Raw genomic sequence first — 25,469 nt, forward strand, 5'->3', positions numbered from 1 at the left:
CTCGCCGTCATGGCCGCGCCTGGCAGACAGCCCACCGCCAGCGACGACGCCAGCGCCTCCGAGCCCGCCGCCTCGCCCTCGGCGCGCGTCGTGTCGGGCGCGCGAAAACCAAACGCGAGCGGGATATACGCCGACTGGAATTCGTGGCGCATCATCAGCCCGGTTTCGGCGGGGCCGACGAAGATCATGCCGCCATCGGCGAGACGCCCGCGCAGCAGACCGATCGCGCGGTCCTGCGCGGCGCGGTCGAAATAGATCAGCACGTTGCGGCAGAAGATGAAGTCGTAGCGCACCGGATGCGCCGCGAGCCATTCGAACAGATTCGCGCGCTCGAAATGCACGGCGCGGCGCACGCTGTCCGCGAGCCGCCAGCCGTCCGGGCCCGCGTGGAAATAGCGCTCGCGAAACGACAGCGCATCGCCGCGAAACGCATTGCGTCCGTACACGGCGTGCGCGGCAGCCTCGATCGAAGCGGCGCTGATGTCGAGCGCATCGATGCCGAATTGCGCGGGCGAAAGCCCGGCGTCGAGCAGCGCCATCGCCGCCGAATACGGCTCCTCGCCCGTCGAGCACGGCACGCTGAGCACGCGCAGCACCTCGCCCGGACGCTTCGCCAGATGCTCGGCGCCGATGCGCGCGAGCGCCATGAAGGCCTCGCGTTCGCGGAAGAACCAGGTTTCGGGCACGACCAGCGCGTCGATCAGCGCCTGGCGTTCGGCGGGCGCGGTCGTCAGGTAAGTCCAGTAGGCGTCGCGCACTTTTTCGGGCAGCGCGAGGCCGCCTTCCCATTGCGCGGGAACGGGCGCGGGTGTGTGCGACGCGCGATCCTTGCCGTGATGCGAGGTCCGATGCGCGCCGTGATGGGTTCCGTGATGCGCGCTGTGATGAACTCCGTGATCCTGAGCGAAAACGTCACTGCCCTCGCTGGCCGCCAGCATCGACGCGATCATCGCCGCCGCGCGCGACGCCACCGCACGCGCGAGTGCGTGCGAGCCGAGCGATTCGGCGTCGATGCCGGTCTCGTCGAGCAGCCACGTCGCGAAGCGCGGATCGGTGGTCTTCATCGCGCAAACTCGCCGGGAGTGGCCGCGCCGCGCCACGAAGGCGGATCGGGAAACAGCAGCGCGCGCACGCGCGCGTCGAGCAGCTGATCGACCTTCACCCATTGCACGAAGCCGTGCGCGTCGCTGGCCACGGGGCCGAGCCAACGCGCCTCGGGCGTGGCGATGCCGCCTTCGGCGAAGGCTTCGGCGGCGATCGTCTGGGTGCGCGTCGCGCTTTCGAGCAGCAGCGCGAGGCAGCGCGGCGAGGTATCGACGCTCGACGTATCGACCGCACCGTCACGGTCGTTCACCAGCACGAGCCGCGTCGACATCAGCGCGCGCGACGGCCGCCCGAGCGCCAGCATCGCCAGATCGACGACCGGCACCGGCGCGCCGTCGTGGTCGATCACGCCCGCGATATACGGCGGCGTGCCCGCGAACGCGCGCACCGGCTGCAGCGGCAGCACGCGCACGATCTCGCGCGCGTCGAGCGCGTAGCGTTCGCCATCCAGCTCGAAGACGAGAAAGAGCATCGCGGCTCCGGTCAGCGGCGCACTGTCGTGTGCATCGTCGCGTGCGTCGTCATGGGCATCACGCCTCGATCCTGAAACGCGACACGCCCGTGCGCAGCTCGTTCGCCACGAGCGTCAGATTGTCGATCGCCTGCGACGACTGGCGCAGCGACTCCGCCGTCTGCTGCGCGGCCTCGGACAACTGGATCAGCGCCTGGGTGATCTGCTCGGCGCTGGTGGCCTGCGCCTGCATGCCGTCGTTGACGACCTGGAAGCGCGGCGCGAGCGTCTGCACCGCGCCGATGATCTGCGAAAGCTGCGCGCCCACCTGCTGCACGTCGTGCATGCCGCGGCGCACTTCCTCCGCGAACTTGTCCATGCCCATCACGCCCGCCGAGACCGCCGACTGGATCTCCTTGACGGTCTGCTCGATGTCGTAGGTCGCCACCGCCGTCTGATCGGCCAGACGGCGGATCTCGGTCGCCACCACGGCAAAACCGCGGCCGTATTCGCCGGCCTTCTCGGCCTCGATCGCCGCGTTCAGCGAGAGCAGATTGGTCTGGTCCGCGACCTTGGTGATGGTCGCCACGACCTGGTTGATGCTCACGGCCTTCTCGTTGAGGATCGCGAGCTTGGCGTTCACCGAGCCCGCCGCTTCCATCACGCTGCGCATGGTGTCCTCCATGTGCGTGAGGCCGCTCTGGCTCGTCGTGGCGAGCGCCGCCGACTGCTCGGCCACGGTCGCCACCTCGCCCATCGTGCGCACGAGGTCGCGCGCCGTGGCGAAAATTTCGCGCGAGGTCGCGCCGATCTCGGTCGTGGTCGCCGCCGTCTCGCTCGCGGTCGCCTGCTGCTCCTTCGAGGTCGCGGCCACTTCGGCCACCGAGGTCGTCACCTGCAGCGACGACTTCTGCGCCTGCGCGACGAGGCTCGCGAGTTCGTCGCTCATGCGGTTGAAGCCGTCCTCCAGCACGCCGAATTCGTCCTGGCGTCCCAGTTCCAGACGCTGCGAAAGATTGCCCATGCGCATTGCATCGTGCACTTCGACGAGCCGTCCCATCGGCCGCGTGATCGCGCGATAGAGCAGATAGCCGGTCCCGAGCGAGGCCAGCAGCACGATGCCGAGCGCCGTGGCGAGCGTGATTTCGGTGCCGGTGACCGAACTGCGGATCGCGAGCGCGGATTCGTCGGCGCGCTTGCGGTTCTCGTCGACGACCGCGTTGGCCGCGTCGATCACCTCGCGCCAGGTGCCGTCGAGTTGCACGAACTGCGCCTGCGCGGCGGCGCGCTGCGTGGGCAGCTCGCGCACGATCGCCATCAATTGCGGCAGATAGCGGCCGTAGGCGTCGCGAAAACGCTGGAAGCGCGCGCGGTCGTCGGCGCTGAACACCGAGGCCTCGTAGTGCGCGGCGTTCTGCTCGGTCTGATTGACCGCCGCCGGCAGTTGCGCGAGCGCGCGCGCCACGCCGGCCGGATCGGTTTCCACGAAGGCGGCGCGCTCGACGAGCGTGTACGTCTGGTTCGCGGAGGCGCGCAACGAAGTCGCATAGAACAGGCCCGGCACGGAATCGTGCGTGAGGCTGAGGGCTTCGTCGTCGATGGCGCGCAGGCGCTCCCACGAGATCGCGGCCGTGGCGAGCATCAGCACGAACAGCAGGCCGAAACTCACGACGATGCGCGTCCCGAGTGTGTAGCGACCCTGGGTCTGGCGCGGCAGGCCGGCTGAGCCGGAACGGGGCATGGCTGTGCTCATTAGGCTTGGGCTTTTCCGGTTGGCGGCGAGAGGCGGCGTTTGCCGGACGCGCAAGGTGCGCGAGCGTACAGACGCCCCGGCGAAGGCCCGTCACACGGGCTTCCGGGGCGTAGTGTAATGCGTTTGAGCACTTTTATGCGATGAGGCGATTACCAGGCGAGGCGGCCTGGCAACGGTTGTCGCGTTTTTCGATACAGCGGCGGAGCGCGGTTGGCGCGCTCGCGGTGCGCAATCGGCAGGAAAATCGGCGCTGATCCGGGCGGGATCGGCGCGCGATCAAGCCAGAATCGGCGCTTGATCGACGTTTGATCGACGCGCGATCGGCCCTTAACCGGCCTTGCGCACGAAGCGCTCCACGGCGTCGACGACCATCTCGCGATGACGCGCGCGCAGGCGCGGATGCGAGGGATCGCGCCCGAACGCGGCGCCGAAGGTGTGGCGGTTGCCCACGCGGTGAAAGCACATCGAGCTGATCAGCAGGTGCAGGTCGATCGGATCGATGTCGGTGCGGAACACGCCCGCCGCCACGCCGCGCGCGAGCAGATCCTCGATCGTGCGGATCACGCTGGCGTTGCGGGTGCGGAACGTCTTGAGCCGCTCGATGTACTTGGCGCCGTGGATGTTTTCGATCGTCACGAGGCGCACGAAGTCGCGATGGCGGTCGTGGTAGTCGAAGGTGAATTCGACGAGGCGCTTCAGGCCTTCCTCGGGAGCGAGTTCGTCGATGTGCAGGTCTTGCTCGAGCGCGCGGATGTCGCCGTAGACCTTGTCGAGCACCGCTTCGTACAGCCCTTCCTTGCTGCCGAAGTAGTAATACAGCATGCGCTTGGTGGTGTTCGTGCGCTCGGCGATCGCGTCCACGCGCGCGCCCGAGAGCCCCATCGCCGAAAACTCGGCGGTCGCCACTTCCAGAATGTTGCGCTTGGTCTGCTCGGGATCGTACTTGCGCCGACTTTCGGATTGAGCGTCGTTGCGTTCGGGCGAAGCCGCCGGTCTTGCCATATCGTTGTTGTGGACCGCAGGGAGGGAGGGATGCGGCCGATTCTAGCATGGCGGGCGCCGCGTCCCGCCTGACCGGGCGAAGCCGGCCGGTGTTGCCGATGCTGTCTGGCGCGCCTGCGTTGCGTGCGAATCGCGGCGGTTCGGCCGCCGCTTTTCATCCGCATTTCGGCGAGATTTCGCCGGGTTTTCGTCGATGTTGCACCGCGCTTTCGGCGCGCGATTTCAGCACGCGATTTCGGAAGCTTTCGGCACGGCGGCATCGATGTTGCGATGCCGCCGCGCCCGCCCCGTGCTTCAGGCCAGCTCGATCCGCTTGATGTCGCCGACGATGAAGATATACGACGCCGCGCCGATCAGCGCGATCACGCCGATGAACACCAGCGCCCAGACGAACGAGCCCGTCGCGCCCACGATCAGCCCAACCACCAGCGGCGTGATGATGCCCGCGAGATTGGCCGCCAGGTTGAAGATGCCGCCCGTGAGGCCGAGCATGCCGGCCGGCGCGATATCGGACACCAGCGTCCAGCCGAGCGCCGCCATGCCCTGCGCGAAGAACGCGATCGACAGGATCACGATCACCGTCACGTTGCTCTCGACGAAGTTCGCCAGGATGATCGTCGAGGCCAGCAGCAGCCCGGCGATGATCGGCAGCTTGCGCGCCACGTTGGCCGAAAAGCCGCGTCGCAGCATCCAGTCGGAGAAGGTGCCGCCGAACATCACGCCAATCGAGGCGGCGATGAACGGCATGATCGCGAAGAAGCCGATCTTGAGCCAGGCCATGTGGCGCTCGGTGGCGAGATAGGTCGGGAACCACGTCAGGAAGAACACGAGCGTGGAGTTGCCCGCGAACTGGCCAAGGCAGATGCCCGCGAGCTGACGGCGGCGCACCAGCTGGCCCGCGAGGCGCCAGTCGAAGCCCTTCTTCGCGGCCTTGCCGTCGGCCTGACCGCCCGCCTGCTCAGCAGCCGCCTCTTCCTTCGCGACCTTGCGCTCGTGCTTCGCCAGACCGCCGCCCGCCTCGATGTAGTCGAGTTCGGCGCGGTTGGCCGCCGGGTGCTCGTGCGGCTCGCGATACAGGAACCACCAGACGAAGCCGAAGGCGATGCCCGCCGCGCCCACCACGTAGAACAGCGAGCGCCAGCCGTAGGCGCCCATCAGCGCGAACAGGAACGGGCTGAAGAACGCGAGGCCGATGTACTCGCCGACGGTGTAGGTGCCCGTCGCGAACGCGCGTTCGTGCTGCGGAAACCAGGTCGCGACCACGCGGCTGTTGGTCGGGAAACACGGCGATTCCGCCGCGCCCAGCCCCAGGCGGCAGGCAAACAACGCGCCCACGCTGCCGACGAAGCCCTGGATCAGCGTGCAGGTCGACCACAAGGTCATCGCGAGGAAGTACGTGACCTTGCTGCCGAAGCGGTCGAGAAACACACCGCCCGGAATCTGCGCGACCACGTAGGTCCACGAGAACACCGAGAACACGAGACCCATCATCGCCGCATTGATGCCCAGCTCTTTGGTGAGCTGCGGCGCCGCGATGCCGAGCACCGTGCGGTCCAGATAGTTGATCATCGTGCCCACGGCAAGCAGCCCGAGGATGCGATAGCGCGCTTTCGAGCGGCGCATTGTGCCTTCGGCGGACGTCGAGGAAAGCGTCGGCGCGTCGCGCCCCGTGGATACGGGAGGTGCCATGTCTGTCTCCATTCCTGTAAGTGGCCGGATTGGCCCGGCTTCGTTATTGGCCGGCGCCCTGGGCGGAACCCAGCGCCAGCATCGACTGCAAATGCGCGTACATACGCTCGGCATCCGGCTCGACGCCGGTGAAGAGGCGGAACGCGTCCACCGCCTGATAGACCGCCATGCCGCCGCCGCTGAGCGTGCGGCAGCCGCGCGCCTCGGCGGCTTCGAGCAGCGCCGTGCGAATCGGGAAATAGACGATGTCGGCGACCCAGAGGCCCGCGTGCAGATACTCGGCGGGCAGCGGCAGGCCCGGCAGCTTCGCCATGCCGGTCGGCGTGCAGTGGATCAGGCCGGTGGCGACCGCGAGCGTTTCTTCGAGCGAGCCGCCCGCGCGCACGCGCGCCTGCGGGAAGCGCGCCTGCAATTCGGCGGCGAGCGATTCGGCGCGCGCGCCGTCGACGTCGAACAGCGTGAGCGCACGCGCGCCCATCTGCAGCGCCGCGTGCGCGACCGCCGCGCCCGCGCCGCCCGCGCCCAGTTGCACGACCGATTCGAGCGACACATCGGGCAGGCCGCGCTTGAACGCGCTCGCGAAACCCGACCAGTCGGTGTTATGGCCGATGCGCTTGCCGTCGCGCAGCAGCACCGTGTTGACGGCGCCCAGCGCGCGGGCGTCGTCCGAGAGTTCGTCGAGCAGCTCGATCACCGCCTGCTTGCACGGATAGGTGATGTTCAGGCCGTCGAAGCCCATGCGCTCGGCCGCGAGCAGCAGCTCGGGCAGCGCGGCGGGCGTGAGGTCGTGCGTGTCGAGATCGATGCGCCGATACACATAGTTGAAACCGAGTTCGCGCCCTTCTTTCTCGTGCATCGCGGGCGTCAGCGAGCCACCGATGCCCTTGCCGATCAGCCCGCAGAGAAACGAGCGCGGCTTGTTGCTGTCGTGCTGGCTCATTGCTTCACCTGCTTTGCGTATTTCGTGGTCAACAAGGTTTGCATGCGTTCGAGCGCGAGCACGTAGCCCTGCGTGCCGCAGCCGACGATGATCGCCTCGGCGATCGGCGAAACGAACGAGTGATGCCGGAAGGCCTCGCGCTTGTGGACGTTGGAAATATGGACCTCGATCACGGGTTTGGCGATGGCCGACAGCGCATCGGCGATCGCCACCGACGTATGCGTATAAGCGGCCGGATTGATGACGATGCCGTCGACGCGCGTGCGCGCCTCGTGCAGCCAGTCGATCAGTTGATGCTCGGCGTTCGACTGACGAAAGTCGACTTCGAGATGAAGCCGGGCCGCCGCTTCGTGGCACATCCGCGCCACGTCGTCGAGGGTTTCCGCCCCGTATATCGCGGGCTCCCGCGTTCCCAGCAGATTCAGATTCGGCCCGTTGAGGACCAGTACCGACGGCAATTGCATCACACACACTCCACAACAGCACACAACAACGGTTTGGCAGGCGCGGAAACTTCGGTTGCGATCCGATTTGCGGTTGATTCGCAGCGCATGAAGGCGCTAAATAAGCTTCCTGACATTGATCGGCCGCATGGCATCCCACGCATGGCCGCCAGTGTGCCGCGCGCGGGCCCCGGGGTCACCCTGGGGTTTGCGAGAATTTGTACTAACTGGTTAGTTTGGTTATTCTTGCGACACTCCGGCGGGCATCTGTATCCGCGCCGCCGGTCCCGGGTCGCACGGCTCTTACCGGTCACAGTTATTGCTGCATTTACGCCATGTCCAAGCTGCTCCACGCCTCCGCTCCCGCGCCCCTGCGCCGCTCGATCGCCACGGTTTCGATTAGCGGCACGCTCGCGGAGAAGCTCGCCGCCATCAGCGCCGCGGGCTTCACGGCGGTGGAAATCTTCGAAAACGATCTGCTCTATTTCGAAGGCTCGCCCGCCGACGTGCGCCGCATGGCCGCCGATCTGGGCCTCGATATCGTGCTCTATCAGCCGTTCCGCGATTTCGAGGGAGTGAGCGCCGAGCGCCTCGCGCGCAACGTCGAGCGCGTGAAGCGAAAATTCGACGTGATGCACGAATTGGGCGCCGATCGTTTGCTGGTGTGCAGCAACGTCTCGCCCGACACGATCGCCGACGACGCACTGGTCGCCGAACAACTCGGCGCGCTGGCGAAGGCGGCTGGCGAAGCGGGCGTGGTGACCTGTTATGAAGCGCTGGCATGGGGCCGTCACGTGCGGACCTACCGTCACGCGTGGAAGCTCGTGAACACGGTGAATCACCCGAATCTCACGCTCGCGCTCGACAGTTTCCACACGCTCTCGCTCGACGACACGCCCGACGCCATCGCGCAGATTCCGGGCGACCGCATCGGTTTCGTGCAGATCGCGGATGCGCCGAAGATGCAGATGGACGTGCTCGAATGGAGCCGCCATTACCGCTGTTTCCCGGGCCAGGGCGACTTCGCGCTCGCCGATTTCACGGCGCAGGTCGTGAAAAGCGGCTACACCGGCCCGCTTTCGCTCGAAATCTTCAACGACGGCTTTCGCGGCGCGCCGCCCGCGGCCACGGCCGCCGACGGCCATCGCTCGCTGCTGCTGCTCGAAGCGCTCACGCGCGACACGCTCGAAGCGGAGAACGACACCGCGCAGGCCGCGCCGCTCTATCATCCGCCCGCCGCGCCCGCGCATACGGAATGGCAATTCCTCGAATTCGCCGTCAACGATACGGCGCGCGCGCAGGTCGCCGACTGGCTCGGCAAGCTGCATTTCCGCCGCGCGGGCCAGCATCGTTCGAAGAACGTCACGCTCTATCAGCACGGCTCGGCCGCCATCGTGCTGAACGCGGAACGCGATTCGTTCGCCGACGCCTTTTTCCAGCGCCATGGCCTCTCGCTGTGCGCCTCCGCGCTGCGCGTGGACAACGCGCAACTGGCGCTCGAACGCGCCGCCGGTTTCGGCTATCAGCCGTTCTCCGGCCGCGTGGGACCGAACGAGCGCGTGGTGCCGGCCGTCCAGGGACCGGACGGCAGTCTTAACTACTTCGTTAACGAAGAACCGGGCCAGCCGACGCTGTTCGAAGCCGATTTCGTGCTCACCGATGTGGACGGCCCGACCGAGGTCGGCCCGATCGCCGGCATCGATCACGTGAGTCTTTCGCTGCCTGCCGGTTCGTTCGACGCGTGGGTGCTGTTCCTGAAGTCGGTATTCGGCCTGCAGGCCAGCGCGCCCGTGATGCTGCCCGACCCGTACGGGCTCGTGCGCAGCCGCGCACTCTTCAGCGCCGACCGCGGCCTGCGCATGGTGCTCAACGCCTCGGTCGACCAGCACACGGCCGCCGCGGAAACCGTGCGCGCCTATCACGGCAGCGGCCTGAGCCACGTGGCGTTCAGCACCCCGGACATCTTCCGCGCCGTGACCGAGTTCGAAGCCGCGGGCGTGCCGCTGCTGCGCGTGCCCGCGAATTATTACGACGATCTCGACGCGCGCTTCGCGCTGAGCGGCGACTTCCTCGATGCGCTGCGTCAGCACAATCTGCTCTACGACCGCGACGAACACGGCGGCGAATTCCTGCACGCCTACACGGAAACGCTCGACCAGCGCTTCTTCCTCGAACTCGTCGAGCGGCGCGGCGGCTACGACGGCTACGGCGCGCCGAATGCCGCCGTGCGTCTCGCGGCGCAGGCGCGTCAGCGCGCCCAGGTCACCCAGGCGGCGCAGAGCGCGCAGCCGCAGAAGTAAACACCCCCTAAAACGCAGTACGAAACACCGGCGCGGCACCCGCCGCGCCCACTTCTCGCAAAGAACTTATAAGTGCTCTTAAAAGGGCACATAACAATAAGTATTCCTACTTTCCTTGGAGACGCACAACGATGAAGAAATCCGCCTTCGGTCCCGGCCTGTTTATCGCCGCCGGCGCCGCCCTGATCGCCAGCCCCGCTTTCGCGCAGAGCAGCGTCACGCTGTACGGCGCCATCGACGACGCCATCACCTACGTGAACAACCAGAACGGCAAGTCGAACGTCTATCTGCGCCAGGGTAACGTCTACGCCTCGAAGTTCGGCTTCCAGGGCAAGGAAGATCTCGGCGGCGGCACCTTCGCGATCTTCGACCTGCAAAACGGCTTCGACCCGAACACCGGCGCGATGCAGTCGAGCGGACTCATCTTCAACCGCCAGGCCTACGTGGGCCTGCAAAACCGCAGCGCGGGCACCTTCACGATGGGCCGCCAGTACACGCCCTACTACCAGTTCGTCGGCCCGCTCACGGGCAGCAACTGGCTGACCGGCGCGACCGGCGCGCACCCGGGCGACATCGACGGCCTCGACACCACCGTGCGCATCAACAACTCGGCGGTCTACACCTCGCCGTCGTGGAACGGACTGCAGGCGAGCGCGATGTACGCGTTCGGCGGCATCGCGGGCAGCACCGGCAAGGGGCAAACGTGGAGCGCGGCGCTGCGCTACCTGAACGGCCCGCTCTCGCTCGCGGCCGCCTACCTGCGCATGGACAACGCGGCGATCACGAGCGGCTTCGACAGTTCGTCGACGGCGAGCTTCGGCAAGTCGTCGCTGAACACGGGCTATGTGTCGGCGCGCTCGGTGCAGCACGTCGCCGTCGCGGGCAACTACGCGATCGGCAACCTGACGCTCGGCGCCTCGTATTCGAACGTCGAGTATCTGCCGGGCGGCAAGTCGGTGTTCGCGAACACGGCGGTCTTCAACACGTGGGCCGCGCTGGCCTTCTATCGCTTCACGCCGGCGTTCGACGTGGGCGGCGGCTATGCGTACACGATGGCTTCGAAGGCGAACGGCATCACCAACGCCGCGCGCTATCAGCAGGTCTCGCTCAAGGAGACCTACCACCTTTCGAAGCGCACCTCGCTCTACGCGCTGCAAGGCTATCAGCACGCGAGCGGCCAGACGCTGGGCGCGACCGGCGCGGGCGATATCGTTGACGCGACGCCGTCCGTGGGCGATTCGCAGAACAGCACGCCGTCGAGCACGCACTCGCAGTTCGTCGGCATGGCGGGCATCGCCTTCCTGTTCTGACGCAGGCGCGTCAATACGACGCAAAGCACGCGCGGCGTCCCGTCCCACGGGCGTCGCGCGGTCTGCCGCACCCCTGGACATATCGGCGCGCTGCCCGGCTCGCGCGCCGATTCCGGTCGATATGCGAAACTGTTTCGTCTCGATCGAGCAGCTCCCGAATCCGCTGACGACGTTCGCAAACCGCGTCGTCATGCGCGATGATTCACGGCGCGGCGCGCGCGAGGCTCACGAGCCCGATCATTCGCCCAGCGATTCGCCCGCACCGTCATGCCGGACCTTCCCTTACCTCCCGCGCCCCATCCGCTACGCGCCGCCCCGCCGCGCCGCCGCAACCTCGCCGTCGTGCTGTTCTTCGCGATCATCGCGGTCGGCGCGCTCTATGTTCTCGATCATCTGTTCGTCGACCTGCGCGCGGTGCGCGAGAGTTCCGCGCTGCCCTTCGTGCTGCTCGGGCTCGCGCTGCTCATCGCGCTCGGCTTCGAATTCGTGAACGGCTTTCACGACACGGCCAACGCGGTCGCCACCGTCATCTATACGAACTCGCTCGAACCGCACGTGGCCGTCGCGTGGTCGGGCGCGTGGAATTTTCTCGGCGTGCTGGTGTCGAGCGGCGCGGTCGCGTTCGGCATCCTGCAACTGCTGCCCGTCGAACTCATTCTCCAGGTGGGCAGCAGCGCGGGCTTCGCGATGGTGTTCGCCTTGCTGATCGCGGCCATCGTGTGGAATCTCGGCACCTGGTATTTCGGCCTGCCGTCGTCGAGCTCGCACACGCTGGTGGGCTCGATCATCGGCGTGGGCATCATGAATCAGTGGATCAGCGGGCCGTCCGGCACGAGCGGCGTGGACTGGGCGCAGGCCGCGGGCGTCGGCAAGGCGCTGCTGTTCTCGCCCGTGGTGGGCTTCGTGCTCTCGGCGCTCGTGCTGCTCGCGCTGAAGTTCGCCGTGCGCGCGCCGCGTCTCTATCGCGAACCCGAGGCGGGTAAGCCGCCGCCGTTCTGGATTCGCCTGCTGCTGATCGGCACCTGCACGGGCGTGTCGTTCGCGCACGGGTCGAACGACGGCCAGAAAGGCATGGGCCTCATCATGCTCATTCTGATCGGCGTGGTGCCGACCGCCTACGCGCTCAACAAGGCCGTGACGCCGCAGCAGACCGAAGCCTTCGTGGCCACGGCGCGCGCGGCGTCGCTCACGCTCGCGCACTATGCGCCACCCGATCCGGCCGCCGGGCTGGTTGCAAGGGCCACCGCCAGGGCCGCCGCCGCGCCCGCCGATCCGCGCGCCGAGGTCGAAAGATATGTGCGCACGCGCGAGTTGCAACCGCAAACCGTGCCCGCGCTGCGCGCGCTCACCGACACCATCGGCGACCAGGTGAGCCTCTCCGGCTCGCTCGCGAAGGTGCCGGACGTGATCGTCGATAACGTGCGCAACAACATGTACGTGGCCTCCGAGGCGATCCGCCTGATGGAAAAGGCACACGCGCCCGCGTTCGCGCCCGCCGACGCCGCCACGCTCGACGCCTTCCGCGTCGAGATGGATCACGCGACGAAATTCATCCCGACGTGGGTGAAAGTGGCCGTGGCGATCGCGCTCGGTCTCGGCACGATGGTCGGCTGGAAGCGCATCGTCGTGACCGTGGGCGAGAAGATCGGCAAGCAGCACTTGACCTACGGACAGGGCGCGTCCGCCGAAGCGGTCGCCATGCTCACCATCGGCATGGCCGATATCTACGGGCTGCCCGTTTCCACCACGCACGTGCTCGCATCAGGCGTGGCGGGCACGATGGCCGCAAACGGCTCGGGCCTGCAATGGGCCACCGTGCGCAATCTCGCGCTCGCGTGGGTGCTCACGCTGCCCGCCTCCATTGCGCTCGCCGGCGCGCTCTACTGGGTATTTCGTCAGGTATTCTAACGATTGGCGTCGTCACGCGGACACGGCCTCGCGCCCCGCGTTCGCGCGCGCGACGATGGTCTTCATGATCTGCGCGGTACCGTCGCCAATCTGGAAACCGAGGATGTCGCGCAGGCGCTGCTCCATCGGTCCGCGATCGTAGCCGCCGTGGCCGAACGACAGCAAGCACTGATGCACCACATCATAGGCGAGCTTCGGCCCCCACCATTTGCACATCGCGGCTTCGGCCGTATGCGGCAGACCACGATCCTTGAGCCAGAGCGTTTGCAGACAAAGCAGGCGCGCGGCTTCAACCTGCGTCGCGTATTCGGCCAGCGGATGCGAGACGCCCTGAAACGCCGCGAGCGGCTTGCCGAACGCCTCGCGCTGCGCCACCCACGCCCACGTTTCTTCGAGACTCACGCGCGCGACCGCGAGCACCTGCAAGCCGATCAACGCGCGTGAAAAATCGAAGCCCTGCATCACCTGCACGAAGCCCTTGCCCTCGTCGCCGAGCCGGTGATCGGCGGGCACGCGCACGTTGTCGAAGAAAATCGAGCCGCGTCCTATCGCGCGCTGGCCGTGGCAATCGAAACGCGTGCGCGTGATGCCCGGCAGATCCATCGGCACGAGCAGTGCAGAGATGCCGCGTGCGCCGTCTTCCACGCGGCCGCTGCGGGCGAAGACCACGGCGGCGTCAGCTTGATCGGCGGCGGAAATCGAGGTCTTTTCGCCGTTGAGCACATAGTGGTCGCCGACGCGCTCCATCTTCAGACGCAGATTCGCCGCATCCGAACCGCCGCGCGGTTCCGTGAGCGCGATGGCGAGCAGCGCGCGGCCCTGCGTGAGCCGTTCGAGCCACGGCCGCGCGATCTCGGGACGCGCGTGCTGCGCGAGAATCTGCCCGTTCAGCGACGCGAGCAGATTGATGTACGAAAGACTCAGGTCGGCGGCCGCGATGGCTTCGTGGATCACGCCCGCCGCGAGGCAGCCCATCCCTTGTCCGCCATAGGCTTCGGGCAACTCGGGCGCGATGAAACCCATCTCGCCCATTTCGCGCATCAGATCGCGGTCGAGCACGCGCGTGCGATCGCGCTCCAGAAAGCCGGGCGCGACGCGCCCTCGCGCGAAACGCTGCGCATGCTCGCCGAGCGCGGCGAGGTCTTCGTCGATATAGGGGTTCACGTTGGCTCCAGCATCGCTCAATCGATTAATCGCTCAGTTATCCGTATTAATACGAATACGACTTTATTTCGCGTACTTGCGAAACTCCGGCGGCCGCTTTTCCTGAAACGCCCTCACGCCTTCGCGTGATTCCTCGGTATCGTAATAGAGCTTCAGCGCGTACATACCCATGCCCGCAATGCCCGCCTGATGCGCGGTATCCATGTTGAACGAGCGCTTGGCGATGGCAATGGCCGTCGGGCTTCTCTCCATGATTTCGTCGCACCACTTCTGCACTTCGGCGTCGAGCTGGTCATGCGGCACGACCGCGTTGACGAGGCCCATCGACAGCGCCTCGGCGGCCGGATAGCGGCGGCACAGATACCAGATTTCGCGCGCCTTCTTTTCGCCGACCACGCGCGCGAGAAACGCCGTGCCGAAGCCCGGATCGACGGAGCCGACCTTCGGCCCGACTTGCCCGAACACCGCTTTTTCCGAGGCAATCGTGAAATCGCAGATCGTGCAGAGCACATTGCCGCCGCCGATCGCATAGCCTTGCACGCGCGCGATCACCGGCTTCGGCACATCGCGTATCGCGTTGTGCAATTCCTCGACCGGCAGGCCGATCGTGCCGCGACCATCGTATTGCCCTTCGTGCGCCGATTGATCGCCGCCCGTGCAAAACGCCTTGTCGCCCGCGCCCGCCAGCACGATGACGCCGATCTCGCGCGTATAGCCCGCGCGCTGAATCGCGTGAATCAGCTCGTCGCACGTGCGGCCGCGAAACGCGTTCATCTTCTCGGGCCGGTTGATCGTGATCCACGCCGCGCCGTTACGCACTTCGTAGAGAATGTCGTCGTATTGCATCGTCGATGTCCTGGTGATGTGAGGGAATGCCGGGCGCGCGCACGCGTCAGCCCGCCATGGTCAGGCCGCCCGATACGCTCAGCACCTGGCCCGTGATATAGCGCGCGTCGTCGCTGGCGAAGAAGACGATGGCGCCCGGCAGATCGTCGGGCTGGCCGATGCGCCCGAGCGGAATCGCGCGCTGGAACGCTTCGAGCAGTTTCTCCGGGTTGCCCGCGCCTTCCTTGTAATCGGCAAAGAGCGCGGTGTCGGTCGGCCCCGGGCACACCACGTTCACCGTGATGCCGTGGCGTGCATGCTCGCGCGCGATCGTCTTCGAAAACGCCACGAGCCCGCCCTTGCACGCCGCATAGACGGCCTCGCCCGACGAGCCCACGCGCGCCGCATCGGAGGCGATATTGACGATGCTGCCGCGCTTGCGCGCGACCATGCCGGGCAGCACCGCGTGATGCAGATGCAGCGCGCCCACGAGGTTGATGGCGATGAGCCGCTCCCATTCGGCGGGCGTGGTTTTCGTGAACGGCTTGAAGACGTCCCAGCCCGCGTTGTTGACGAGCACATCGACCGGACCGAGTTGCGATTCGATCTGCGCGAGCGCGTCGTTCACGTCGGCGCGCTGCGTGATATCGCAACGCAACGCGAGCGCCGTGCCGCCTTGCGCGAGGATCTGCGCGCTCACCTGCTGCGCCGCGTCGAGCGACAGATCGAGCACCGCTACGCGCGCGCCCTCCGCCGCGAAGCGCCTGCACGCCGCGCCGCCGATGCCGCCACCGCCGCCCGTGACCACGACCGTCTTGCCTTCGAACCGATTCATCGTGCCTCCTTTCGTTGCCGGGTTGTTACCATGGAGTCCGTCGACGTGGTCGCGATCTTTCGACTCGCGCTAAATACGTCAACATATTGACGTATAATAGGCAGCCCACCCAGCGTCGGCAAGCGCGGCAACACCAGGAGAAACCCTTTGACGAAACACGCAAAAACGCCAGAAAAAACCGTTCAATCGGATGACGCGACGCGCTTCGAGTTGGCTAACAGACTGTTCTTCCGCCTCTACCAGTCCGCCAATATGTTGCATAAAACGGGCACGCGCGCAGTGGAAGAGGAAGGACTGACGACGCAGCAATGGGCCGTGCTGGGCGCGCTCTCGCGCGACGAGGCGCGCGACGGCATGAGCGTCGGCGACCTCGCGCGCTATCTGCTGGTGAGCCGCCAGAATCTCTCGGGCCTGCTGAGCCGCATGGAACGCGACGGCCATCTGAGCGCGACGCCCGACGCGCAGGACCGCCGCTCGCGCCGCGTGCGCATGAGCGAGTCGGGCCGTCAGCTCTGGCTAAACGAAGCCACGCCCAAGATCCAGGCGTATTACGAGGAAGTGCTTGGGAATTTTTCCGTCGACGACATGACGCACACGCTGCACTATCTGCTCAAGCTGCTCGACAACATGAAGCAGATCGACGAACGGCGCGGCGCGGTCGAAGAGGATTGAGACTGGAAATCAAGCGTCCGAAATCAACACGTGCATAGACGCGTGATTCAGACGCGTGATTCAGACGCGCGCCGCCAGCTCCGCTTCCACGCGGCGGCGCAGATCGCGCACGATCTTCGCGGCGGGCACGAGCCACCACGTCGGCGCTTCGACGGTGAAGCCCCAGGCGAGGCGCGTTTCCCGCACACCACCCACACCACCCTCGCCGCCCTCACCAGTTTGCTGCGCGCGGCAATGAAAGCGCAGCGTCTGATTCGTCTGCGAATCGGCGTCGGCTTTCGTCGAATAACTAAGGACCGCGCGCAGATCGAAACCGGCGTCGCCGGGCGACACCGTGCACGATTCGATGCGCCACGAAGCGCCATAACGGCCCGTGCCGCGCAGCGCCGCGTTCACGCGCTGCCACGTTTCGTGCGCGGGCAGTGCGACGTTATGCGCGCGTCCGGCGCGGTCGGCGCGATAGAAGCCGCGCTGCGCCCACGCGAAACCGCCCGCGAACACCACGCCCGCCGCGATCAGCACGGCTTGCAGCGTGTCGCCGAGCCAGCGCCAGCCGCCCGTCGCGTCGAACACGCTGAACACGATCCGGTGCGTCGCGACGAACAGCACGATCAACGCGACGACGATGCCGCTCAGCGTAATCAGCCAGCCGCGCGAGGGATCGTCGAGACGCGCGAAGCAGGCGTCACGCAATGCGTGCCGCGCGGGCGGCCACGGACCGGCCGCCATCGCGGCGTCGCGCGTGGCATGCGACGCCGCATCCGACGCCGCCTGGCTTGCCGCCTCCGAAGCGGAAGCCGCCTCGGCTTCGTCGCGCTCGCGCTGCGCCTCGGCGGCCCGCTCGCGCGAACGCTGCTGCGCGAGCTCCATCTCGCGCCGCGCCGCCTCGCTTGCGCGCGCCCTCGCCACTTCGTCGCGCAAATGCACGAGTTCGCTCGCGAGCCGTTCGCGCTCGGCCTGCATGCGCGTGAGTTCGGCGACGCCGCGCGCCTGCTCGCTTTGCAGCGCGTCGAGTTCGCCGCGCAGACGCTCGCGCCGCAATTGCAGGTCGCGCACCTGATCGAGCGCGCGCGCGAGTTGCGGCTCGCTCAGCGCCGCGCGGCTCGCAGGCGCCTCGTGATGCGCGAGCCAGTAGCCTTCGAGCACCTCGCGCGCTTCCTTGATCTTCTTGAATTGCTCGTCGGCCCAATGCAGCGAGGCGGCCGTGGGATGCCGCCACTTGTCGGGATGGAAAATCTGCGCGAGCTGACGGTAGTTGTGCTTGATATCGGCCGCGCTCGCGCCGGGCTCCAGTTCGAGCCGGTAATAGAGGCGGTCGTAGTCTGCGTGGGTCCTCGGATGGGGAGCGGGCATGTCCGAAGCCTTGTTTCAAGGGGTTTGTTCAGTCGAATCGCAGATCGGCCACGCTTTGGCGGCGAGTCGATCGCGTACGACAAGCGATGCGCACAAGGGTAAAACACGCCTCGCCGCGCCGCAAGAAAAGCGCGGCGCGCGCGCAACAGCGGCGGTGCGATATTCGGCGTCAACGTCAACGTCAGCGTCGACGTCAGCGTTGGCGGGTGCGCTGCGCGAGCAGGCGGCTCAATGTAGCGAACGCGACGGCGGGCAATTCGTGCAGCTTGCGCACGACCACCGCGTGCGGATAGAACGCCTCCACCGCATCGTCCTGAATGCCGATGCCGACGAGTTCGATGCCCTGCTCGCGCACCTCGGCCACGCACGCGTGCAAGTCGCTGCGCAACACGGCCGGATCGCCATCGCTCGTGGAAGGCGAGCCGTCCGAGAGCACGAACAACAGACGCCGCCGCGCCTTGCGCGCCATGAGCCGCGCCGCGGCCCACGTCAGCGCCTCGCCGTCCGGGTTCTCGTGGCCGCATTCGATGCGCGCGAGTCCGCTCAGGTCGCGTGCGTCGAAACGCTTGAACACGCGCAGATCGAGCCGCTCGACGAAGCGGTTGTAGCCGTGCAGATCGGTGTGCGCCGCGCGCTCGGTGTACGCGCGCATGGCCGGCGATTCGATCGAGCTGTAGCCGAGCACCTCGGCGTCGAAACCGAGTTGCGCGAGCGCGTCCGCGAGTGCCGCCGCGCACAGCCGCGCGAGCTCGATCTTGCGGCCCGCCATCGACCCGCTCAGGTCGAGCAGCAGCGTGACGGCCGCGTCGCGCCCGCTCGCGCGCGTGCTCACGCGAAACGGCGTGCGATAGCCGGGCGACACCGCGAGCCGCGCCAGCGCCGCGCGGTCGATCTCGCCGCGCTCCTGCTCGCGCTTCCAGTGCGTGAGTTCGTCGGCTTTCAGCACGCGTTCGAGATGTGTTTTCAGCGCGCCGGTTTCCGCGCGGGCGAGCGCGCGCAGCTTGCGCCAGGCGGTGGCGTCGCCGCTGCCGCTGAGATCGGTGACGAGGTCGAACGCCGTGGTCAGCGGGATCGAGCGCAGCGGTTTTCCGTGCACCGATGCGGTGCCTGTTGCACGCGGCGACGCGGCAGCGTCCGCATCCGAAAGCGTCGCGCCCGGCGCCGAGGCGGCGTCGTTGCGGGCATCGCCGGGTTGGCCGGGCGTCTGCGTATCGGCTGGCTGCCCGGCTGGCGCTCTATCGAGTTCGAGCGCGAACGCGAGGTCGTCGTGCTCGCCGAACGCGTCAAGCTCGCGCGCGAGCGCCGCTTCATCGAGCGTCTGATCGGGACCGGCCGTCTGCATCATGTTGTTCGCGCCGCTCGAGGCCAGCGAGCGCACACCCGCGACGATCGCGCGCGCGGCCTGCACGCTCTGCGCAGTCGAACCGCTCGCGCGCGCCATGTCGAACGCGCCGCCCGCGCCTTCGAGCACGCGCAGCGCCACCGCGAGCGTGTCCGCGTCGGGACCGGCGAGCGCGAGCGGCTCGTTCCAGAGCGCGTGTTCGATCGCGCCGATGAGCCGTTCGCGCCACGCGAGCGGCGGCGAGCGCCGCGCCGCATCGTGCGTGGCTGGTTCCGATTGCGCGCGCCAGCGCTCGACGTAACGCCGCGCGCCGGGATAGTCGTCGAGCAGACGCGCAAGCACGCGCCGGTCCTCGACGGCCTGCGCGATGCGGCCCGTCACGCCCGCCTCGGCGGTATCGAGACGCCGGATCGCGCTATGACGCCAGCGCGCCGCCAGCAGATCGAGATAGCCGAGCAGCAGGTCTTCGTCGGGCTCGCTCGCGTGGGTCGGCAACACGAAACGATCGCGCTCCACCCTCGGGCCGCCCGCGCCGATTGACACGGCCACGCGCGGCTCGCCCGTCAACACGCGCGCGAGCTTGCCGAGCCGCGTTTCGAGTTCGTCGATCTGGGCGGTGTCCATCGCGTGCGCCGATCAGGACGCGGAGGGCGCATCGGGCGATGCGTCGAAAATCGCATGATGGCGGATGATGCTGCGGATCAGCGCGGCGTCCTCGGCGCTCACTTTCGCGTAGATCGCGGGCGCGGCGGCGCGCTCGGCGTCGCCGGTACGCAGCATCAGTTCGGCCCAGTCGATCAGGCGGCGTGTGGAAAACGCACTCGCCAGATCCTCGCGCGCGAACGCGGCGCGGCAATCGGCGGCAATCGCTGCAAGCGTGCGCGCCAGCGCAGGCGTGAGCGCGGGCAAGGTCCGCAGCAATACTTCGGTTTCCTCATCTTTCGACAGGTAATCGAAAAGATACACGCGCCAGCGGTCGAGAAAGGCCTCGTTGAGCAGATTCGCGCCTTGATAGAGGTGCCGGTACGCGCTCATCGCGCCCGCCGCGTTCGCGGTGGCGAACAGGCGAAACGACGGATGCGGCGTGACGATCTCGTTGCCGCGCTCCTTGAGCAGCAGCTTGCCGTTCGGTTCGAGCACCGCTGTGAGCACGGCGAGAATCGAGGGCTCGGCGAAGTCGAGTTCGTCGATGATGAGCCAGTAGCCTTCGCGCATCGCCACGGGCAGCACGCCGTCGACCCACACGGTCTCGCCGCCCTTCACCGTCCAGAAACCCACGAAGTCGCCGACGGTCGTCTGGCCGTTCATGTTCGCGCGCAGCACGCCGTGGCCGGTGCGCGCCGCCACCTGCTCGACGAAACTGGTCTTGCCCGAACCCGTGTGGCCGATCAGCATCACGCGGCGGTTTTCGACGATGTCGAGCGCAATGTCGTCCGCGCGCGGCGTGAAAAGATACGCTTCGTTCAGGCGCGGAACGAGCGCATCGCTCGCATCGTTCGCGACCGGCATCTCCACGTTGCCGATGTGCGCGGTTTTGCGCGCCGCGTTCGCGGGACGCGCCGCTTCGCTGGCCTCGCGGATCTCGCGCGCCGCCCGCACGGCACGTTGCAGATCCGCCGCGAACACGCTGCCCGCACGCGCGGCGCGCGCCTCGTCCTCGCGCGCGGCTTCAGCCTCCGCTTCGGAGACGAAACCTTCGCGACGCCACTTCAGCAGCTTCGCTTCGAGATTATCCAGATCGACAACGGTGTCGATGTCCACCTGGCCCGCGCCGATTTCGCCATGGCCATGCTCGATGTGGAACATCTGCGCGCGTTCGGACAGCGAGACGCGCCACCATTCGCGCGCGGCGCCCGAGCCGCGTGTGTAGATGCCTTCGGGGCCGTCGTCGGGAACTGCAAGAGGCGTGGCGTTCATCGGGTTGAAAGGCGCGGCGCGCAAAAAAAGGTCCAGCGGATCATCTTACCCGCTGGACCTTTTTCACGACATCAAGCGGACCGCCGCGCCGCTACGCGAGATCGTCCACCGCGTGAATCGGAATGACCGCGCGCGCACCACAATTGCGCAGCACATCCCGCAATTCGTTGATGACCGGAAACACCTCGTGATTCCAGTCGGCGCCCTGACTGTCGTGCGCGGCCTGCTCCAGTTCGACGATCGCGCGGTCCTCCTTGAAGATGCGCTCCGTGAACCACACCAGCAGCGGCCACGCCACGTCGAGCAGCAGCGGCACCGAAGGCTTGCGGATCGACAGCATGCCGAAGGTGCGGTTGGTGCGCTGCTGCGCGTCGAGCGGCACGTAGACGATCCAGAGGTCCATCACGAGCGTGTCGTCGCTCGAACGAATCTGCAAGGTCTGATACGGATAGCCGGTGCGGATCGTCATGACGCTGCGGTCGCTCTGGTCGTCGCTGCGCTTGCTCGAACCAAACACGAGCGCTTCGCCCGCGGGCTGCTTGCCCGCCTCGCGCATGAAGGTGTAATCGACTTCGATCCAGTTTTCGCCACGGCGGCGGCCGAGCGAACGCGCGCGCATCTGGCCCATCTGGCGGCGATGCAGGAACTGATGGTTCATGTCCATCAGATTCTCGTGCATGAACGAGTAATGGCACTTCACGGGCCGGCCGAAGCGGCGCGTCTTGTACGCCTTGTCGGTGACCGAGGGCATCTCGGGAAACGGCGTCTGCTCGGCCAGCGTGGCGTCGCCGGGGAACACGAAGATCATGCCGTGCGCCTCGCGGCACGGATACGCGCGCACGCCATTGGGCAGGCGCTCGCGGCCGAGATAGGGAATGTCGACGCACTGGCCGCTGCAGTCGTAAGTCCAGCCGTGATAGCCGCAGCGAATGCCCTCGCCTTCGACCACGCCCGCATGCAGCGGCACCTGACGATGCGCGCAGCGGTCTTCGAGCGCGAACACGCGGCCCGATTCGGTGCGCGCGAGCACGATGGGTTCACCCGCGAAATGCACGCCATGCGCCTTGCCGCGCTTCACCTCTTTGGACCACGCGACGGGATACCAGAAGTCGGGATGGATGGGGACCCGGCGCAGATCGCGCACGGATGACTCGCTCGCCAGGTTGTCTCGGGACGGCACTCCGGACATGCGTGATGACTCCTTTGGGTTCACGTCTTCGCTCCCGATCGACCCGAAGGTGCGGATGGGCCGAAGACGCCGCTCTGCTCCAATGAATCGGCTTCATTGAAGCGGCTTCACTGATTCGGTTCCGGCTGCGCTGCCCCGCCTGGCCTGGCGTTCACGCCGCTGCTGCGGCGCGCCGAAGCCATGACGGGCGAACGACTCCATGGTACCGGAGATGTTTGGAATCCGTGTACGGGGTTTGAACGGATGCGGCGCACCGCTGCCGCGCCTGCATCGAGGGAGACAGCAATTTTCTTGCCTGATGGATCGCGAGGAGCAAAAAACGATGGCGAGGGGCCCGTGCCTCGCGCCATCGATCAGCATGACTGATTAATTTATGCGGCGATGCGCAAGCGATGCGCGGTTCTCCGTGCATCGTCGTCTGAAGGTTTAAGCACTTAAGTGCTCAGTCGAGCAGCGCATGCAAGCCGCCCGCCGCCGCACGAGCGACGGCGGCAAGACGCGCTTCGCTCATGCCTTCGCGCGCGCTGCCCGAGAGGCCCGACATCACGCTCGCGACGTAATCGGTCACGGCATCGGCGGCGTCGGGATGCGTGGCGGCGACGTAAGCGCGGATCTCTGCGCGGCGTTCCTCGGCGATCCGGCGTGCGAGCAGCGCGCTTTCGGTATCGCCCGCGCCGCGCGCCGCTTCCAGCACCAGGCAGCCGCGGCGGCGCGGATCTTTTGCGTACGTGCGCGCGGCGCGCTCCAGCAGGTCCGCCAGCGCCTCGGCGGGCGGACGGCCCGGCGCGAGCAGATCGGCGGCAGGCAACGCCGATTGCGCGTAACGTTCCATCACGCGCTCGAAGAAGGCCGCCTTGCTGCCGAACGCCGCGTAGAAACTCGGCGCCTTGATGCCCAGTTCTTCCGTGAGCGCAGCCAGTCCCACGGCGTCGTAGCCGTGCTCGTGAAACATCCGCTCGCCGATTGCCAGCGCCGCCTCAGGGTCGAAAACCCTTGGCCGGCCACGGCCCGGCTTGTGTCCTGAATTTAAATTAGTGACCACTATAAAAAGTCCTTGCCTTACCCGTACCTGAAATATATAGTGGTCACTACTTTAATTCAAGGAGGTCATCCATCATGACGCAGTTCTCAGGTAAATCGGTTCTGGTCGTCGGCGGCAGCCGCGGCATCGGCAAGGCTATCGTGAAGGTGTTCGCCGAAGGCGGCGCGAAGGTGCGCTTTACCTACGCCGGCTCGCGCGAAGCCGCCGAATCGCTGGTGAAGGAAACCGGCGCGAGCGCCGTGCAGGCCGACGCGGCCGACCGCGACGCGCTGATCGCCGCCGTCAAGGAAGCGGGTCCGCTGGACGTCTTCGTGTACAACGCCGGGCTGCTGGTGGTCGGCGATCCGCTGACGATCGAAGCCGACGACGTCGATCGCATGCTCGACGTGAACGTGCGCGGCGCGTATCACGCTTCCGTTGAAGCGGCGCGCACGATGCGCGATGGCGGGCGCATCGTCGCGATCGGCTCGGTCAACGGCGATCGCATCCCGTTCGAGGGCCTCACCGCCTACGGCATGACCAAGTCGGCGCTGCAAGGCATGGCGCGCGGGCTCGCACGCGATTTCGGCGCGCGCGGCATCACCGTGAACGTGGTCCAGCCGGGCCCGACCGACACCGACATGAACCCCGCCGAAGGTCCGATGGCGAGCATGATGCACAGCGTCATGGCGCTCAAGCGTCACGGCACGGCCGAGGACGTGGCGAGCCTCGTCGCGTATCTCGCGGGTCCGCACGCGAGCGGCATCACCGGCGCGATGCATACGATCGACGGCGGGTTCGGCGCTTGAGAAACGTGTCGGCGTAATGAGTGTATGGAGTGTATGTCACGTGCCCGCCTCGCGAACCGAGGCGGGCACGAACGCTTTGCGAGCACGAAAATGGCGTGCCGAACGCGAGCATGGCTCGCGCCGCGCATTCGCCAACATGCAGAAAATCGCTTGTTTTAGCGGGGTTTTATCGCACGCGCCTCGCGCGCCCAATGCGAGTATCGAATGCGAGCGTTTGCTTATATTCTGAAGTCCTCGGGCGAACACGGCATGGGGCCGTCGCCACCGCACAAGAGACCAGGAATGACCGACGTCACGCAAACCATGAAGCTCAACCATCTGAGCTTCCCCTCTTCCGATACCGCCGCCACCGCGCGCTTCTTCGAACGCTATCTGGGCTTCACGATCGCCGGTTCGTGGGAGCAGTCGTATATTCTCAAGCGCCCCGGCTACGACGTGGTGATCGACCACACGAGCAGCGAAACGCCGGTTTGGCCGGAGAATTTTCATGTGGGCTTCGAACTGCCTGGCGTCGAAGACGTGCAGCAGCTTCATGCGCGCTTCAAGGCCGAAAGCGTGCAGATGGAAACCGACGTGTTCAATAACGGGCGCGGCTCGCGGTTCTTCTGCCGCGCACCGGGCGGCGTGATGTTCGAATTGAACACGCGTCAGGATGCGGCGCCGAAGTATCAGGGGACGTTCGATAATTGAGGTGGGATATTTTTCGCAACAAGGCGCCGACGCTAGCTTGAATAGCATCGAAATCGTTACTGAGTAACTTGAATCGAAACATCGGGAGAAACGGCAGCGCGCTGTCGCGCTCCCCGACCACGCTGCCGTTCAATCTATCGCGATGCTCTCGTGTGTGAATGGCTTGCAGAACAAGACTGTCGAGCGGATAACGTGCTTACCGATCAGATCGGCTACCGCACGCGCTCGCGTCTCACAGAGCATCGCTGTTGGTGCATTGAATTCAACGATGTAATCAAACGGACCGAATACGTCGATGCACTGAACAATATCGAGGCGAGTTCCGAGTTGCGCCACGACAGCCCTCGATGTTCCGTAACCATCCTGCAATTTTTCTTGAAGCAGCAGCAACCCGCGGGGAAACGCTGGCACCTCGAAGCAGGCTCCTGTCTCGCGATGTGGCACCAGGGAAATCCCGTCGGAGTACTGAAGCATCGTCAGCGTACTGGACAACCCCGCACCGAACCGACGACGGTTATCGAGAATAGCCTTAGCAACATCCGCCAAAGCACTGTATTCGAATTTGAGTAGATAATCATATTCACCCTCGAGGGTTGCGCAGAGGTGTCGACTTGTCGGCGTGCGAGGTCCATTGAGCCGCGCCATCAAGGCCGCGGCAGCCTCTTTGACTTCTTCTTGAGTGAGCGCGCTAGCGCCTTTGGCGGCAGTAGAGAAGCTATAGCATAGCGGCACGATCAATCCCTTTTGAAGAG

22 protein-coding genes are annotated in these 25,469 nt (G+C 66.5%); 6 read left to right on the forward strand and 16 right to left on the reverse strand.

Annotated features, from left to right (window positions below; genetic code table 11):
* From LDO54_RS18280 to aroQ, 7 genes are all read right to left on the reverse strand, one after another.
* On the reverse strand, nt 1-1,064 hold a 1,064-nt coding region (locus tag LDO54_RS18280; RefSeq protein WP_224012088.1), incomplete at its 3' end, for a CheR family methyltransferase.
* A complete protein-coding gene (locus LDO54_RS18285; RefSeq protein WP_224012089.1) occupies nt 1,061-1,576 on the reverse strand; it encodes a chemotaxis protein CheW in 516 nt (171 codons plus the stop codon). The genes LDO54_RS18280 and LDO54_RS18285, both read right to left, overlap by 4 nt.
* A gap of 58 nt (nt 1,577-1,634) precedes the next feature.
* Nucleotides 1,635-3,308 carry a methyl-accepting chemotaxis protein gene (locus LDO54_RS18290; RefSeq protein ID WP_224012090.1) on the reverse strand — a complete coding sequence of 558 codons (1,674 nt, stop codon included), beginning with the start codon at nt 3,306-3,308 and terminating at the stop codon, nt 1,635-1,637.
* 327 nt (nt 3,309-3,635) lie between these two features.
* Nucleotides 3,636-4,310, reverse strand: a complete 675-nt coding sequence (locus LDO54_RS18295; protein ID WP_224012091.1) for a TetR/AcrR family transcriptional regulator — start codon at nt 4,308-4,310, stop codon at nt 3,636-3,638.
* A gap of 294 nt (nt 4,311-4,604) precedes the next feature.
* Entirely contained in the window at nt 4,605-5,999 is a 1,395-nt protein-coding gene (locus tag LDO54_RS18300; protein ID WP_405045132.1) for an MFS transporter, read from the reverse strand.
* A gap of 43 nt (nt 6,000-6,042) precedes the next feature.
* Complete coding sequence (locus tag LDO54_RS18305) at nt 6,043-6,939, reverse strand: shikimate dehydrogenase (RefSeq protein WP_224012092.1); 897 nt, start codon at nt 6,937-6,939, stop codon at nt 6,043-6,045.
* Entirely contained in the window at nt 6,936-7,403 is a 468-nt protein-coding gene (gene aroQ, locus LDO54_RS18310) for a type II 3-dehydroquinate dehydratase (protein ID WP_224012093.1), read from the reverse strand. Before aroQ ends, LDO54_RS18305 begins: the two co-directional genes overlap by 4 nt.
* A 350-nt stretch (nt 7,404-7,753) precedes the next feature.
* Here aroQ and LDO54_RS18315 point away from each other — a divergent pair, with 350 nt between their 5' ends.
* The 3 genes from LDO54_RS18315 (at nt 7,754) to LDO54_RS18325 (ending at nt 12,900) form a co-directional block, all read left to right on the forward strand.
* Nucleotides 7,754-9,682, forward strand: a complete 1,929-nt coding sequence (locus LDO54_RS18315) for a bifunctional sugar phosphate isomerase/epimerase/4-hydroxyphenylpyruvate dioxygenase family protein (protein ID WP_224012192.1) — start codon at nt 7,754-7,756, stop codon at nt 9,680-9,682.
* A 131-nt stretch (nt 9,683-9,813) separates the two neighbouring features.
* Nucleotides 9,814-10,992, forward strand: a complete 1,179-nt coding sequence (locus LDO54_RS18320) for a porin (RefSeq protein ID WP_224012094.1) — start codon at nt 9,814-9,816, stop codon at nt 10,990-10,992.
* Between the two features lie 267 nt (nt 10,993-11,259).
* The gene (locus LDO54_RS18325) at nt 11,260-12,900 is read left to right on the forward strand and encodes an inorganic phosphate transporter (RefSeq protein ID WP_224012095.1); all 1,641 of its coding nucleotides are present in this window, start codon (nt 11,260-11,262) and stop codon (nt 12,898-12,900) included.
* Nucleotides 12,901-12,912: 12 nt separating this feature from the next.
* On the opposite strand, the gene aliB is transcribed toward LDO54_RS18325, so the two are convergent.
* The 3 genes from aliB to badH all read right to left on the reverse strand — a co-directional run bounded on the left by aliB (nt 12,913) and on the right by badH (nt 15,724).
* Nucleotides 12,913-14,064, reverse strand: a complete 1,152-nt coding sequence (aliB, locus tag LDO54_RS18330) for a cyclohexanecarboxyl-CoA dehydrogenase (RefSeq protein WP_224012096.1) — start codon at nt 14,062-14,064, stop codon at nt 12,913-12,915.
* Nucleotides 14,065-14,127: 63 nt separating this feature from the next.
* Nucleotides 14,128-14,910: a 2-ketocyclohexanecarboxyl-CoA hydrolase gene (badI, locus tag LDO54_RS18335; protein ID WP_224012097.1), complete on the reverse strand. Its 783-nt coding sequence runs from the start codon at nt 14,908-14,910 to the stop codon at nt 14,128-14,130.
* A gap of 46 nt (nt 14,911-14,956) precedes the next feature.
* Nucleotides 14,957-15,724, reverse strand: coding sequence for a 2-hydroxycyclohexanecarboxyl-CoA dehydrogenase (gene badH / locus LDO54_RS18340; RefSeq protein WP_224012098.1), 768 nt, complete (start codon nt 15,722-15,724; stop codon nt 14,957-14,959).
* A 252-nt stretch (nt 15,725-15,976) separates the two neighbouring features.
* Between badH and LDO54_RS18345 the strand changes: the two genes are divergently transcribed.
* Nucleotides 15,977-16,396 (forward strand): MarR family winged helix-turn-helix transcriptional regulator, encoded by a 420-nt coding sequence (locus tag LDO54_RS18345; protein ID WP_224012193.1) that lies wholly within the window; start codon nt 15,977-15,979, stop codon nt 16,394-16,396.
* A 60-nt stretch (nt 16,397-16,456) separates the two neighbouring features.
* Here the strand turns inward: LDO54_RS18345 and LDO54_RS18350 are convergent, their stop codons facing one another.
* The 5 genes from LDO54_RS18350 to LDO54_RS18370 form a co-directional block, all read right to left on the reverse strand.
* Nucleotides 16,457-17,749 (reverse strand): J domain-containing protein, encoded by a 1,293-nt coding sequence (locus tag LDO54_RS18350; protein ID WP_224012099.1) that lies wholly within the window; start codon nt 17,747-17,749, stop codon nt 16,457-16,459.
* 193 nt (nt 17,750-17,942) lie between these two features.
* On the reverse strand, nt 17,943-19,715 hold the full coding sequence (locus tag LDO54_RS18355) for a cobaltochelatase CobT-related protein (RefSeq protein ID WP_224012100.1): 1,773 nt from the start codon (nt 19,713-19,715) through the stop codon (nt 17,943-17,945).
* 12 nt (nt 19,716-19,727) lie between these two features.
* Nucleotides 19,728-21,008, reverse strand: coding sequence for an AAA family ATPase (locus tag LDO54_RS18360; protein WP_224012101.1), 1,281 nt, complete (start codon nt 21,006-21,008; stop codon nt 19,728-19,730).
* A 91-nt stretch (nt 21,009-21,099) separates the two neighbouring features.
* Nucleotides 21,100-22,197 carry an aromatic ring-hydroxylating oxygenase subunit alpha gene (locus LDO54_RS18365; RefSeq protein WP_224012102.1) on the reverse strand — a complete coding sequence of 366 codons (1,098 nt, stop codon included), beginning with the start codon at nt 22,195-22,197 and terminating at the stop codon, nt 21,100-21,102.
* 442 nt (nt 22,198-22,639) lie between these two features.
* On the reverse strand, nt 22,640-23,149 hold the full coding sequence (locus tag LDO54_RS18370) for a TetR/AcrR family transcriptional regulator (RefSeq protein ID WP_224012103.1): 510 nt from the start codon (nt 23,147-23,149) through the stop codon (nt 22,640-22,642).
* Nucleotides 23,150-23,313: 164 nt separating this feature from the next.
* Between LDO54_RS18370 and bdcA the strand changes: the two genes are divergently transcribed.
* Together bdcA and LDO54_RS18380 are read left to right on the forward strand one after the other, a co-directional pair.
* Nucleotides 23,314-24,027, forward strand: a complete 714-nt coding sequence (gene bdcA, locus LDO54_RS18375) for an SDR family oxidoreductase (protein ID WP_224012104.1) — start codon at nt 23,314-23,316, stop codon at nt 24,025-24,027.
* A 282-nt stretch (nt 24,028-24,309) separates the two neighbouring features.
* Nucleotides 24,310-24,717 carry a VOC family protein gene (locus tag LDO54_RS18380; protein WP_224012105.1) on the forward strand — a complete coding sequence of 136 codons (408 nt, stop codon included), beginning with the start codon at nt 24,310-24,312 and terminating at the stop codon, nt 24,715-24,717.
* A 129-nt stretch (nt 24,718-24,846) separates the two neighbouring features.
* Here the strand turns inward: LDO54_RS18380 and LDO54_RS18385 are convergent, their stop codons facing one another.
* Entirely contained in the window at nt 24,847-25,449 is a 603-nt protein-coding gene (locus LDO54_RS18385; RefSeq protein WP_224012106.1) for a hypothetical protein, read from the reverse strand.
* Between the last annotated feature and the right edge of the window lie 20 nt (nt 25,450-25,469).

Origin of the sequence: Paraburkholderia tropica, assembly GCF_914484835.1 — a bacterium.
Classification (GTDB): domain Bacteria; phylum Pseudomonadota; class Gammaproteobacteria; order Burkholderiales; family Burkholderiaceae; genus Paraburkholderia; species Paraburkholderia tropica_A.